Source organism: Tahibacter amnicola, from assembly GCF_025398735.1.
Classification (GTDB): Bacteria; Pseudomonadota; Gammaproteobacteria; order Xanthomonadales; family Rhodanobacteraceae; genus Tahibacter; species Tahibacter amnicola.
The window spans coordinates 109,052-122,349 of the sequence record NZ_CP104694.1; the positions used below are offsets into that span (position 1 = coordinate 109,052).

13 protein-coding genes are annotated in these 13,298 nt (G+C 66.3%); 6 read left to right on the top strand and 7 right to left on the bottom strand.

Annotated elements, in window-relative coordinates; translation table 11 throughout:
• Positions 1–30: 30 nt before the first annotated feature.
• Positions 31–624 (top strand): pseudouridine synthase, encoded by a 594-nt coding sequence (locus tag N4264_RS00415; RefSeq protein ID WP_261695113.1) that lies wholly within the window; start codon positions 31–33, stop codon positions 622–624.
• Positions 625–711: 87 nt separating this feature from the next.
• Positions 712–1,455, top strand: a complete 744-nt coding sequence (locus N4264_RS00420) for a class I SAM-dependent methyltransferase (protein ID WP_261695114.1) — start codon at positions 712–714, stop codon at positions 1,453–1,455.
• A 4-nt stretch (positions 1,456–1,459) separates the two neighbouring features.
• Here N4264_RS00420 and N4264_RS00425 read toward each other — a convergent pair whose 3' ends face one another.
• Positions 1,460–2,062 (bottom strand): YiiX family permuted papain-like enzyme, encoded by a 603-nt coding sequence (locus tag N4264_RS00425; RefSeq protein WP_261695115.1) that lies wholly within the window; start codon positions 2,060–2,062, stop codon positions 1,460–1,462.
• Between the two features lie 300 nt (positions 2,063–2,362).
• On the opposite strand from N4264_RS00425, the gene N4264_RS00430 reads away from it, so the two are divergent.
• The gene (locus tag N4264_RS00430) at positions 2,363–3,205 is read left to right on the top strand and encodes an alpha/beta hydrolase (protein ID WP_261695116.1); all 843 of its coding nucleotides are present in this window, start codon (positions 2,363–2,365) and stop codon (positions 3,203–3,205) included.
• On the top strand, positions 3,202–3,816 hold the full coding sequence (locus tag N4264_RS00435) for a DUF1287 domain-containing protein (protein WP_261695117.1): 615 nt from the start codon (positions 3,202–3,204) through the stop codon (positions 3,814–3,816). The genes N4264_RS00430 and N4264_RS00435 overlap by 4 nt, the downstream gene beginning before the upstream one ends.
• A gap of 131 nt (positions 3,817–3,947) precedes the next feature.
• Here the strand turns inward: N4264_RS00435 and N4264_RS00440 are convergent, their stop codons facing one another.
• The 4 genes from N4264_RS00440 to N4264_RS00455 form a co-directional block, all read right to left on the bottom strand.
• A complete protein-coding gene (locus tag N4264_RS00440; protein ID WP_261695118.1) occupies positions 3,948–4,124 on the bottom strand; it encodes a hypothetical protein in 177 nt (58 codons plus the stop codon).
• A 90-nt stretch (positions 4,125–4,214) separates the two neighbouring features.
• Positions 4,215–4,709 (bottom strand): hypothetical protein, encoded by a 495-nt coding sequence (locus tag N4264_RS00445; RefSeq protein ID WP_261695119.1) that lies wholly within the window; start codon positions 4,707–4,709, stop codon positions 4,215–4,217.
• Between the two features lie 126 nt (positions 4,710–4,835).
• A complete protein-coding gene (locus tag N4264_RS00450; RefSeq protein WP_261695120.1) occupies positions 4,836–5,084 on the bottom strand; it encodes a hypothetical protein in 249 nt (82 codons plus the stop codon).
• Positions 5,085–5,279: 195 nt separating this feature from the next.
• Positions 5,280–6,065 (bottom strand): hypothetical protein, encoded by a 786-nt coding sequence (locus N4264_RS00455; RefSeq protein ID WP_261695121.1) that lies wholly within the window; start codon positions 6,063–6,065, stop codon positions 5,280–5,282.
• A 490-nt stretch (positions 6,066–6,555) separates the two neighbouring features.
• Here N4264_RS00455 and N4264_RS00460 point away from each other — a divergent pair, with 490 nt between their 5' ends.
• A complete protein-coding gene (locus N4264_RS00460) occupies positions 6,556–7,863 on the top strand; it encodes a putative bifunctional diguanylate cyclase/phosphodiesterase (RefSeq protein ID WP_261695122.1) in 1,308 nt (435 codons plus the stop codon).
• Positions 7,864–7,880: 17 nt separating this feature from the next.
• Here the strand turns inward: N4264_RS00460 and N4264_RS00465 are convergent, their stop codons facing one another.
• Both N4264_RS00465 and N4264_RS00470 read right to left on the bottom strand, forming a co-directional pair.
• A complete protein-coding gene (locus tag N4264_RS00465; protein WP_261695123.1) occupies positions 7,881–9,143 on the bottom strand; it encodes an HD-GYP domain-containing protein in 1,263 nt (420 codons plus the stop codon).
• Positions 9,144–9,365: 222 nt separating this feature from the next.
• On the bottom strand, positions 9,366–11,078 hold the full coding sequence (locus N4264_RS00470) for an alkaline phosphatase family protein (RefSeq protein WP_261695124.1): 1,713 nt from the start codon (positions 11,076–11,078) through the stop codon (positions 9,366–9,368).
• A 156-nt stretch (positions 11,079–11,234) separates the two neighbouring features.
• Here N4264_RS00470 and N4264_RS00475 point away from each other — a divergent pair, with 156 nt between their 5' ends.
• A complete protein-coding gene (locus N4264_RS00475) occupies positions 11,235–13,235 on the top strand; it encodes a bifunctional 2',3'-cyclic-nucleotide 2'-phosphodiesterase/3'-nucleotidase (RefSeq protein WP_261695125.1) in 2,001 nt (666 codons plus the stop codon).
• Positions 13,236–13,298 lie beyond the last annotated feature (63 nt).

A 13,298-nucleotide genomic window follows, 5' to 3' on the forward strand; every position in this document is an offset into this window, starting at 1 on the left:
CGCAGCGACCGCTGCGATCGCCCGCTGCGTATGCTGATCGCCTTCAACAAGCCCTACGGCGTGCTGTGTCAGTTCACCGACCGCAGCGATCCGCCGCGCGCCACGCTGGCCGACTACATCGACCGGCCGGGTGTCTACGCCGCCGGCCGCCTCGACTACGACTCCGAAGGCCTGTTGCTGCTGACCGACGAAGGCCCACTGGCACACCGGCTGACCGACCCGCGCCACAAGCTGCCCAAGACCTATCTGGTCCAGGTGGAAGGCATCGTTACCGAAGAGGCATTGGAGCACCTGCGCCGCGGCGTGGCGCTCAATGACGGCCGCACGCTTCCTGCGCAGGCGCGCGCGCTGCCCGCGCCACCGGCTCTGTGGCCGCGCGATCCACCGGTCCGCTTCCGCAAACAGGTACCGGACGCCTGGCTCGAACTGACCATCACCGAGGGCCGCAATCGCCAGGTCCGCCGCATGACCGCGGCCGTCGGGCTGCCCACCTTGCGCCTGGTCCGCCAGCGCGTGGGCGACTACGCCCTGGATACGCTGCTACCCGGTCAATGGCGCCAGGAGCACGCGGCAGTACCCGATACACCGCGGGCAGTGCCGCCGCGCAACCGGCGTCGCCGGTGAGGCCGTGCTTCCGGCCTCTGCGGTGACAGGCCGGAAGCGAGTAGGATGGTGCGTACCGTGTACTGCCCGATCGGATGTGGTCTTGCCATGACGTTCAAGGATCATTTCTCGACCCAGGCTGCTATCTATCGCGAAGCACGTCCGCACTACGACCCGGCGCTTTTTGCCTGGCTGGCGGGTCTGTCGCCCGGTGCGCAGCTGGCCTGGGATGCCGGTTGCGGCAACGGCCAGGCCAGTGTCGCGCTGGCTGCCCACTTCCGGCGCGTGTACGCCAGCGACCCCAGCGCCGCGCAGATCACGGCGGCCGAACCCGCAGCCGGCGTCGAATACCACGTCGAACGGGCCGAAGACTGCGCCCTCCCCGATCACAGCACCGACCTGGTGACGGTCGCCCAGGCCCTGCACTGGTTCGATCTGGCGCGCTTCCACGATCAGGTGCGCCGCGTGCTGCGTCCTGGTGGCGTCATCGCCCAGTGGTGTTACGGCGACTGCACCATCGACAGCGCGGTCGACACCGTCAAGCACCGGCTCTACGAGACGATCCTGGGCGATTACTGGCCGCCGGAGCGGCGCCTGGTGGAAACTGGCTATGCCAGTCTCGATTTCCCGTTCACGCGACGCGAGGCACCCGATTTCGCGCTGCGTGCCGAATGGAATCTCGCTCAGTTCCTCGCGTACCTGCGCTCCTGGTCGGCCACCCAGCGCTATATCGCGGCCCGCGGCGAGGATCCGGTGTCGCTGGTCGAGCCGGACTTTGCACGCACATGGGGCGACGCACAGGCGATACGCCCGATCCAGTGGCAGCTGACGGTGCGCGTAGGTCGCGTCTGAAACACTACCCTTCCCCGACGGTCTCCAGCGCATCGCTGTCAAACATTGCCTGCGGCGAGATCACGTCCTCCCCGCGCGGCACGCCGGTGCCATAGCGTTCGCGCAGTTTCGCCTTCACCGCCGGATCATCCAGCCGGAAGCTGCCGAGCTTCTGCAGCTCGCCCAGTCGCACGCCAAACGCGCGCTCGTAGAGTTTCCAGGCCAGCTCGGAGCAGTAGATGCGCTCATCCGACCAGCCGAAGTACAGGTCGTAGGGCTTGCCGCGCAGCGTCTGTGCCACGGCACGCAGCCGCGCGACACCCTTGGCATCGAGGCGGCGATCCGCATCGCGCCAGCGCTTGACCACGTAATGCCCGCCCGCACCGCGCGCCACCCATTCCTTGAGCGGTGTGTCGCGTACGGTGGAGACGGCTTCGAACACGTAGGGTTTGCCCTGGCGCAGGAAGATCACGCCCATGTGGCTGTAGCGCGATCCCGTGGCGCGCTGGACCGCAGTGCTCTGGGCGGAACGGGACGTGTGGAAGATCAGGTCGCCGTCGCGCCATGACGGTTCGCCACGGCCGCAACCGGCCGCGAGCAGCGAGAAGACCAGGAGGAATCCACGCATTCGATAGTCGGGTCAGTACCGCCGATGCGGCGGAGCGCCAGACCCGCGGCCAGCCGTCGAAGTTCCGGCGGAGCCTGTCCGGGCGGCGTCGCTATCCGGTCTGTGCGTCAATGACTTTTCGCCGAAGCAGCCGGAACTGCGCGTGCTACTGTGCAGTCGTGGCAGAACCGATCTGTCGGAAAGCGCAATTGCCACTCATGAACGAAGGCAGGTGTCTTGCAAGTCGCTCCCCACGAGGCCGACCGCACAGGGCGGTCGACCGACGTTTGCCGGCCCGCCGCTGCCGGCAGGGAGGACACCATGTCGCTTTCTAGAAAAGTGCTCGCGCTCCTCGCCCTTCCCCTTGTGGCGTACGTCATTTACCTGGCCTTCCTGTACGCGATGCAGCGCTCGATGCTGTTTCCGATCGCCACGGCCGAACGGTACCCCTATCGCGGAACGCTGACCCCCAACGCGGAACTGGTGGAAGCACCGGTGTCCTTCGGCAAGATGCGCGGCGTGTTCCTGCGCGGACCGCAGGAAAAGGCGCCCGTCGTGATCTACTGCCACGGCAACGGCGAGATCGTCGACTACCACCTGACAACCTTCCAGTTCGTGCAGGCACTGGGCGTGCATGTGTTCCTGCTCGAATTGCCCGGCTATGCCGGTGCCGACGGGGAGCCGACGCTCGCCAGCATCCGCGAAGTGGTGGTCACCGCCTACGACTGGCTGATCAAGCAGCCACTGGTCGATCCGGCGCGCGTGATCGCGATGGGCACGTCGATCGGCGGCGCGCCCGCAGCGGAACTGTCGCACCACCGTGCGGTGCGCGCGCTGGTCGTCCTGTCCACGTTCACGTCGGTGGCAGACCTGGCCGGCGGGTACTACGTGCCGGCCTGGTTCGTGCGCGATCCCTTCGATACCGCGCAACGCCTGCGCGAGTTCGTGGGCCCCGTCTTCATCGCCCACGGGCGCTTCGACGAGATGATTCCGTTCGCGCACGGACAGATGCTCGCCCGCTCCGCGCGGCAGTCGCATTTCCAGGCCTACGACTGTGGCCACAATGACTGCCCGTACCGTGAACCCCAGTTTGCGGCCGTCCTGGGCGAATTCCTGCGCACGCATGGCATCCTGGGCGCAACCACCATGGCAGGTACTCCATGATCCGTATTGTCGCCGGCGCGATCCTCGCGCTGGCATCGGCGCCAGCCCTCGCCGCTACCGCGCGCTTTCCCGACACCCTCATCACGGCGGCTACGGCCCAGATCGGCGTGACGCTCGCCTACGATCCGCAGTACCGAAAGCTCGCCTACCCCATGGGTGATGTCCCTATCGATCGCGGCGTGTGCACCGACGTGGTGATCCGTGCGTATCGCGCGCTCGGCGTCGATCTGCAGCAGCGCGTCCACGAGGACATGCGCACCCACTGGAATGCCTATCCCAAGCTCTGGGGATTACGCGGCACCGACCGCAACATCGACCACCGCCGCGTACCGAACCTCGCCGTGTTTTTCCGGCGCCACGGCCGCGAACTGCGCGTTTCGCAGACCGATGCCTCGACCTACAAGCCCGGCGACATCGTCACCTGGCGCCTGGCCAGCGGCGTACCCCATATCGGCATCGTTTCCGGCGAGTCGGTCCACGGCCGCCCGCTGGTGATCCACAACATCGGCGCCGGAACGCAGAGCGAGGATGTGTTGTTTGCGTACGAGGTGACGGGGCACTACCGGTACGAGCCGGAAGCGCAGCAAAGCCTGCGTAGAGGAAGCCGCTGAGGTGATGTTCCTTCCCCAGTACCACGGTCGATGGCAAGCTGGTCGATACCGTGACGGTACGCGCGCCATCGAGCTGACCTTACGGACGCACGAATAGCCGCGTCAGTCAGCACGGCCTGGAGGGTTCCACGCTAAGAATCCGCTGCGATGCGATAACCCACCTTGATGTCCGCCAGCGCCGCGCGGATCGCGTCCCAATTCCCGACGGACACCTCGACAGTGACAGACCTGCCTGCGAGCACCTCGTCGGTCACCCCTTTGGCAACCTCGCGGCGATAGCCCAGTTCATCGCGGAGCAATTGCGTCATCGATACCTTCTTGAACCCGCGCTCCCATCCGCTTAGCACGATCCGAATCACAGCTATCTCCAGGGCAATCGGTCAGGTGCCGCTTCGGCATCACCAGGGATAGGTGAACCCCAGCGTCTCACCAAGATAGCGTCGCGCTGTCTCCAGGTTCTGTTCTGTTGATGTGATCCCGCTGGAGGATCGCGGTGGAACGGCGGCGCCAAGATCTTCCAGCGCATACAGGAGTTGCGAAACAGCGCCATTGTGTTCCAGGAGAAGCCGCAAGTGGCGATCAAGCCATATGGTGAGAAGCGGGACGAGACGCTTGTCGCCAAACTTCGACAGCGCAAAAGCAATGGCGCTCATCTGGCGCGTTTGGCACCGACCGGTGACGACGATGTCGACCAACACCTGTTTCACTGCGGTGAGATCCTCCGCCGTGATGGTTTCGTCAACCAGGAGTTCTGCAAACGCTGGACCCGCACAGTCGGGGCGCCGCCCTTGCGAACACTCACTGTAAGTCACTGCTTCGAGCAGCAGATCGTCGCTGACGGATCCGCCGGCCTGGAGGCCGGCTATCAGGTGAGCCAGGGCTAGCTTCGACACGGCTTGACCCTCGCATTCATCGTAGTGCGCTCAGCCACGGGCACACACCGGCTGGCGTGCGCCTTTCGGCTGCCCAGCAGCAGGTGTTTCGCGGTGACTACGAAAGCTGTAGCGGACGGGTGAAGGTCACGCCACCGGAACCCCATGCTTGCGCCGCACCTCGTCAATGCGTGTCTGCACCGCCGGCGGCAGTGCGCTCTTCTCGGCTTCCGAGAAGACTTTGGCCAGCACGCGGCGCTCGTCGTCGTCGATGGTCTGGTCGCGCAGGGCAAGGCCCAGCAGGAAGTTGATCTCGCCCACATCCAGCTGACCGTCGTCGGCAAACACATTGATCGAACGGAATGCAATTTCGATGTGGCTCTTGGGCTCAACCATGGCGACTCCTGAGGTTGCCTGGACCGACCGGGGCGGCCGGCCCGTACATGACCGGGACAGGGGGATATCCTATCCCGATTGGCTGCTCGCGGTGCGGGTCGGGGCGCTGGAGTCCGGGGCAGTGCCCACTCCCGCTTGGCGCCATCGGGATAAGACCGGCGCCCGGCCGGCGAACCGGCCGGGCGTCGTGCCACGTTACTGCGTTGCGACGTGCAGGCCGCCGAGCACCGGCGACAGGTCCACGGCCAGCTCGCGCGCCTGGCCCTCGGCGGTGCGGTAGCGCAACACCAGCTGGTGCGGCGCGGCGACCACGGGGAAGAACACCGACCCCTCGCGCTCGCCGTTGGCCGGTACCGGATCCTGGTTCAACGTGCGCGCGTCGAGCGCGTGCTGGATCTTGCCGTTCTGGATGGCGCGATCAATACCCACGCCCACCAGCGTGACGCCACCCAGTGCCGCACCCGCGCCGACTGCCAGCACCGTGCTGCTGCCGCTGGCGCCCATGAAGCCGGTGGCCGCCACGCTGCCGGCCACCGCCGTACCGCCCAGGGCGAGGCCGGTGCCGACCGCGATCGAGGCCGCCGGCGCCGCGCCAGGTTTCACCTTCATGCCCGAGTCCCGGTAGCGGCGGATATTGCGCTTGCTCTGGCTGGCCAGCTCACGGCGCTCGGACGTGGCCGCGACCGTGGTGCCCAGCGGATCAACCAGGCTCACGCCTTCGATGCGCAACGGCATGTCGGTGTGGTTTTCCACCGAGACGCGGTATTCGTCCCAGTAGGCCTTCCGGCTCCACGAGCCAGGACCGTTGCGCCATACGACGTGATCGATGCGCAGGCTCACCTCCTCGGTGCTGGCAGTGCCAAACACGGCGGGGGTCGATTCATCCTGCGCCACGGGCGCCTTGAGCATGCGGGTCGATGCGCAGCCGCTGCCCAGTGTCATCAGCACCGCCAGGAACAGCGCGTTGTAGCTTCGCTTCATTCTCGTTTTCTCCTTTGTCATCGGCAGACGGTACGTGCGTTGGCGGTGCAGTCCGCCACGCCGGCACGCGCTCGTACTCGGCGCGACGGCGCCCGGCGTGCCACGTAAACGAAGAGCGACGTACGTTTATACGGGTATCGTTCTGTGTGACCGCCAGAAACGCACCGGGAGGAGACTCTCCCTACGCCTCAAGGCCCAGGTGAATAGTCGCTTTTGCGCGGTTGTGGCAGATCCACTTCGTGCGAATTGGCCAGGGCCCTGCCACTCTGCCGGCACTGGCATCTGACTTGGACGCAAGGCGTTGCCGAAGTGGCGAGGTCACATCTACGTGATTTCTCACGCGGCAATGCGTCATTACTTCGGACCAGCTGAAAAGACGACGCGTCGGAGAACCGCAAGCCCCCTGGTCGCCACGCGGCACGCATCACCCCGTGGCAGCGGATTCAGTACCGCCTTAGACTGCCGCCAACACGGCGCGCTCGTGACCGCCATGCCCCACGTCCTCGACCCAGTGACCGGCATACCGGATCGCCACGACTTCATGGCGACGCTGCAGCGGGCCGTCGGCACGGCCAACGAGATGCACACCTCGCTCGCCCTGCTGGTGGTCGATATCGATGGCTTTGCCAAGATCAATCGCGCCAGCGGCTATTCGGCAGGCGATCGCGTGCTGCGGCACCTGGCGCAGCAGCTCAGGCAGGTGGCGCGCGATACGGACTACGTGGCGCGGCTGGGTGGCGACCGCATGGCGTTGATCCTGCCGGCCATCATGAACCAGGGGCATGCGGAACTGGCGATCCAGAAGCTGTTCCGCCTGCTCGACCTGCCATTCAGCTGGCAGGCTGTGCGCTTCAAGATCAGCGTGACCGTCGGCGCGGCGATCTGTCCGCAGCACGCCAGCCATCCCGAACATCTGCTGCGCCAGGCCGAGAAGGCGATCGACACGGCGCGCAGTCTCGGACAGCGCAGCGCCTTTCCGCCTGACGTGGGCGTCGACGAGGGCCTGTCGGCGTTCTGGGACATGGAGATCGAACTGTTCGGTGCGGTCGAACGCGGCGAGATGGCGATGTATTACCAGCCCAAGGTGCGCCTGCCCGATCTGCGACCGATCGGCGCCGAGGCGCTGATGCGCTGGTTCAATCGCGCGCGCGGCGCGGTGTCGCCGTCCGTGTTCGCGCCGATCGCCGAGCAGACGGGCCAGATCAAGCCGCTGACCATCTGGGCCCTGAACACCGTGTTGCGCCAGGCCAGCGCCTGGAAACACCCCTGGGGAAACCTGTCGGTGTCGGTCAACGTGCCGGCCGAACTGGTGGTGCAGCATGATCTGCCGGAGCTGGTGGAAAGTGCGCTGCGCCTATGGGGCAACGGACACATCCAGCTGATCCTCGAGATCACCGAGCGCTCCCTGGTCGCCGATCCGAAGCAGAGCTTCCGGATCCTCTCCCAGGTGCGCGACCTCGGTGTAAAGGTGTCGATCGACGATTTCGGCACCGGCTATTCCTGCCTGGCGTATTTCAAGGACCTGCCGGTGGATGAGCTCAAGGTGGACCAGTCCTTCGTCTCGCGCCTGCTGTCGGATACGGCCAGTGCGGACATCACCTCCCTGATCGTGGAGCTGGCGCACCAGTTCGGCTTGTGCGTGGTGGCCGAAGGCGTGGAGGACGTGGCCACGCTCGACGCCCTGTGCGCGCGCCGCTGCGATATCGCACAGGGATTCCTGTTCGGAAAAGGCATGCCGGTTGATGCATTCGAACACTGGCTCACGGTGCCCGCGATGACACTGGAGCGCCATGCCTGAGCCCGCAATGGCAACCGTCAATCCAGGAACAGCTCCCGCGGCTTGATGCCGAACGCGCCGCTCGGCAGGCCACACTTGACGCTGAGCGGCTGGCCGCGGTCGTCCTTGTCCACCACCGCCAGGTCCAGCGTGCGGAACTGCCGCAACGGCGTCTTGTTGCGGTCGAGCAGGACCATCACCGTCGGCCGCAGGCGCTTGAGGCTATGCACGGCGCTGACCACGCCCACTTCGCCACTGGACAGTTCCACCAGCGAGCCGGTGGGATAGATGCCGCAGGTCTGGATGAACTGCTCGACCAGTTCGGCCTGGAACAAGGTTCCGCGGTGTTCGTACAGATCGGTCACCGCCTTGTGCGGAGAATTGCTGGGAACATAGGGCCGCACGCAGACCATGGCGTCGTAGCTGTCGACGATGCCCATGATGCGACCGAACAGCGGGATCTCGCTGCCGCTCAGGCCGTTTGGATAACCGCTGCCGTCGTGACGTTCGTGGTGCGTCGCCACCATTTCCACGAGCTTCTTGGACAGCCCCGGCGTGCGCTCGACCAATTCCAGGCTGTGTTCGACATGACGGCGGATCAGCTGCACTTCGTCGGCCGACAGCGACGTCTGGCGCGCCAGCAGATCCATCGGAATGCGCGTCTTGCCCACGTCACACAGCAGGCCGCCCAGCGCCAGCTCGTGCAGATCGCTCTTGTCCAGTCCCAGGTGACGACCAAAACTCGCCGCCCAGAGCGCGCAGCCCAGGGCGTGCTGGTAGGCGTAGGAGTCCCGGCGCTTGATCTCCTTGAGCCAGACAAAGGCAAAGGGATTGCGCAGGATGGATGCCACCATCGCCGAAACGCCGTGCTTGAGGCGTTCCAGGTCCAGGTACTGAACGCGACGCAGGTCGTCCATCACTTCCTGGAAGCGCTTTTCGAGGTTGTTGTAGGCCTGGGCGGCGTCCTTGAGCTCGTCCTTGAATTCGCGCTCGATCGCCCAGGTGTTCTTGCGCGCGTCGGCCAGCTCGTCGCGATCGCGTGCGATGCGCACGACCGCCGCAGGCGCTTCCCGTTCGGGTTCGAGTGTGAGGTAGCGCGGTTCCGGCGCCTTGCCCAGCGCCGTATCGACATACACGAAGGCGCAGATGGCCTGCAGCTTGCGGACCGAATCGGGCGCTTCGAGCCGGACGCCTTCCATGGGAAAATCCGTCTCGATCCAGGGCCGGTCGAGCCGGCTGACGAACATGCCCGGGGTCAGGCCACGTACGCTGACCCGCAGTTCTCTGGCAGTGAGGTTCATGGCATCCCCCGACGCGCAAGGACGAGCGCGACGCCGCCATTCATCCCCTGATCCACGAAGCCGACCCTGGCCGGCAGAGGATTACCGGCGTGTCGCCGGGGCTATTCTGCGCCTGTCCGGGCGCAGCTGCACCCGTTTGTTGGCAACAAGGCGGCACGCCGTCGGGCACCAGGGCTCGACTAACGCCAAGGGCCCGCCCCGCGGGCCCGCGTCGGGTTCCGCCTACTTGCCGCGCAACCGTTCGTACGACGGCAACCGGGTTGGCACGCCGTTCTTGTCGCAGGACTCCATTTTGCACAGCTGCGCGCGCAACACCGGGGCGCTCTGCGCGATGATGTGGAAGATGACGTTCTGTTCCAGCTCGCCATGGAAGGCATAGGCACCCGGGCCGCGCGCGAAGATGGCCACGTCCTCGCCGCCGTGCGATTCGCTGCGCATGGGCAGGGTGGCTTCCTGCAGGTAGTCCGGTGCCTGCGTATCGACGCCAGAGAGATCCGGACGGACCGTGGCCACGCTCGCCTTGGTGTAGCCGTGGGGGAATTTCTTCGGGCCCGCCGGCTGGCGGTCGGTCGCTCCGAAATAGCCCGGGCCATTGGCATAGCTGAGCGTCGTATACGGCAGCCCGAGCTGGTCCTTGGCCAGGTCGCTGCCGGCACCCTCGAAATCCGAGCCACCGCGTACCAGGCCCAGAATGGGATTTCCGCGCACCGGATAGCCGGCAAAGCTCATCGTATGGGCGTGGTCGGCGGTAACCACGATCAGGGTATCGCTGACGGAGGTCTCGTCCATCGCCACCTTGACCGCATCGGCGAAGGCGATGGTGTCGGTCAGTGCGCGATAGGCATTACCGGCGTGGTGGGCGTGGTCGATGCGCCCGCCCTCGACCATCAGGAAGTATCCCTTCGGGTTGCGCTTGAGCAAGGTGATCGCCGTGCGCGTCATCTCGGCCAGGCTGGGTTCGCCCGCCTTGTCCGTGGCGCGATCGTGCTCATAGAGCAGATGCGAGGGTTCAAACAGGCCCAGCACCTGGCGCGGCGGCGCGCTTTCCAGCGCTGCCATTTGTTCCTTGTTCCATACATATACCGCGCCGTCGCGTTGCTGCCACTGGGCGATGAGGTCGCGTTCATCCTTGCGCTGCCCGCTGGTGCCGGCATGCTCGGGGTCGCGTTGCGACGCCGGGATGAACGCGGTGCGGCCGCCGCCCAGGGCGACGTCCAGGCCATCGCCGACGGGAAACTCCACCAGCTGGCGCGCAAAATCGGTGCAGCCCTGCGCCTTGGCTGCGTCGGGCATGGCCGCGTCGACTTCCCATTCGCGCTCCGGCAGGTGCCCATAGGTGGCGGCCGGCGTGGCATGGGTGATGCGAGCTGTCGTGACGGCGCCGGTGGCCATGCCGGCGGCCTCGGCCAGCTCCACCGCGGTGACCAGCTCCTGCCCTTTGCTCGACGCACAATCCGCCCGCTCGGCGGCCTGGCCAATGCTGATAAAGCCCGATTTCGTCTTGGCGCCGGTCATGATGGCGCTCATCGTGCCGGCCGAATCCGGGGTCTGCGAGTCGGTCTCGTAGGTCCGGCTCAGCGCGGTGTACGGCAGGGTTTCGAACGACAGGCGGTGGCTTTCGCCGTCCTTGCCCTGGAGCTGGCCCGCCAGGATGTGCGCCGCGGCAATCGTCGGAATGCTCATGCCGTCGCCCAGGAAAACGATCACATTCCTGGCACGCGGCGCCTTCGGGCCCAGATGGGCATGCGCGGTGGCGGCCCCGGCGGTGAACCACCACGCGGCCGTCTCGCCGGACGGACGTGCAATCGACGGCACTTCGATCGCGCCGGCCGCGGCATCGGCACCCGGGTGTCCGGCGCGATCGGCCGTCGGCTGGCTGGCGCAGGCGGAAAGGAGCAGGGCGAGCGCCAGCGGCGCAGGACGCAAAGTTCTCACGGCAATCTCCGGCACGAGAGCGAATAGGGGGCGGCAACAACCGCGGACCAACGGCGCGCAAGTCTGACAGCCCGCCCGGACGACGACCAGACGGACCCGCATGCGGATCCGGGCGGGCGATGCTATGGTTTCGCCTTTCCCTTGCGTTGAATGCCCATGATGCGTCGCCTGCCGTTGCCGATCCTGACCAGCCTGCTTCTTTCGGCCTGCACCACCGGTCCGGCAGGACGCCACGACGACGGCCCGAAACCGCCCGCCGACGGCGCGCGTGCGGACGTCGCCCTGCTGGAGACGACGGACCTGCATTCGAACGTGCTGTCCTACGACTATTTCAAGGGCGCCGCCGATCCGACCCTGGGTTTTGAGCGGGTCGCCACGCTGGTGCACGCGGCGCGGAAGGATTTCCCGAACAATTTCCTGTTCGATGACGGCGACACCATCCAGGGCACCGCGCTGGCCGATCACCAGGCGCTGGCCAGCCCACTGGCCTGCGACCAGAAGCTGGCGATGTACAAGGCGATGGATGCACTGGGCTACGACGGCGGCACCATCGGCAACCACGAGTTCAACTACGGTCTGGACTTCCTGGCGCATGCCACGGGCACGCCGCTGAATGTGGAAGGCACCGACGGCGCCCGCTGCACCGGCCCGGACTTCCCGCTGGTGCTATCGAATGTGTACTCCAGCCGCGACGGCAAGCCGCTGTACGCCCCGTACCGCGTGCTGACCAAGTCGATCACCGCCTGGACCGCCGACGGCAGCGCAGTGCAGGTTCCGTTGCGCGTGGGCATCCTGGGTTTCACGCCGCAGCCGATTCTCAAGTGGGACAAGCGCAATCTCGAAGGCAAGGTGACCGTCACCGGCATCGTCGAGGCGGCGCAGCGCTGGGTGCCGGAGCTGCGGTCACAGGATGTCGATATCGTCGTCGCGATCTCGCACGGCGGTCTCAATCCGGACGCGTACCACGAGACAATGGAGAACGCGAACTGGCACCTGGCGGGCGTGCCGGGGATCGACGCGCTCCTGATGGGCCATTCACACGATGTGTTCCCCAATGCCAGCAATCCGAAGTCGCGCTTCAACACCATGGCCGAGGTCGACAACGAACGTGGCTACGTGCGTGGCGTGCCGGCGGTGATGGCCGGCTACTGGGGCAAGGGGTTGGGCGTGATCAAGCTCGCCCTGGTGCGCCAGGGCGGCCGGTGGGTGGTCGACAAGCAGAAGACCTACAGCGAGGTTCGCCCGATTTGCACGGCCGCGAAGGAATGCGTGGCGGCCGATCCGGCGATCGCCCGCGTGATCGATGCCGAACACCGGGCGGCCAACGCCTGGGTCAGCACGCCCATCGGACGGACCGCGGTTCGCCTCAACACCTATTTTTCGGACCTCGGCGAAGTGTCGGCCCTGGGCGTGATCAACGCCGCGCAGCGCGACTATGTCGCCCGGCGCATCAAGACCGAGCGGCCGGACCTCGCTGCCGTTCCGGTGCTGTCTGGCGCGGCCGCCTTCAAGGCCGGTTTTGCCGGCAGCGAGGACTACACCGACGTCGCTCCCGGCGAGGTGACGATCAAGAGCGCAGCGGACCTGTACCTGTATCCCAATACCATCGCCGCCGTGCACATCGACGGCAAGACACTCAAGGGCTGGCTGGAAAAGGCGGCCGAGCGCTTCAACCAGCTCGACCCGGCGGCGACCACGCCGCAACCGCTGGTCAATGTCCGCGTGCCGACCTACAACTTCGACGTCATCCAGGGCGGCCTGCGCTACACCTTTGATCTGTCGCGGCCGACGGGCGAACGCGTCGTTGCCCTCACGTACAAGGACAAGCCCGTGGCGCCGGACGCCGCGTTCATCGTCGCCACCAACAACTACCGTGCCAGCGGTGGCATTCCGGGTGTGGATGGCAGCCGCATCGTGCTGGCGGAAGAGACGACCAACCGGGACATCGTGATCGAATGGCTCAAGGCGCACCCCACCCTTTCGGCCAAGGACATCGAGCCCAGTCCGGTCAGTTTCGCCCGGTTGGGCCTGAAGGCACCCGCCACCTTCCGCAGCCGCACCGGCAAGGCGGCCATCGCCGTGGCCGCTGGATTCACATCCGTGCGTGAAACTGCCGGCAACGGTGACGGAACGTCCACCTACGCGGTCGAGTTCTGACGAAACCCGCGGCCAGCCGGCACGCGGAATGGCTGCAGGCTCCGCCTTCGTTTGAACGTTTCG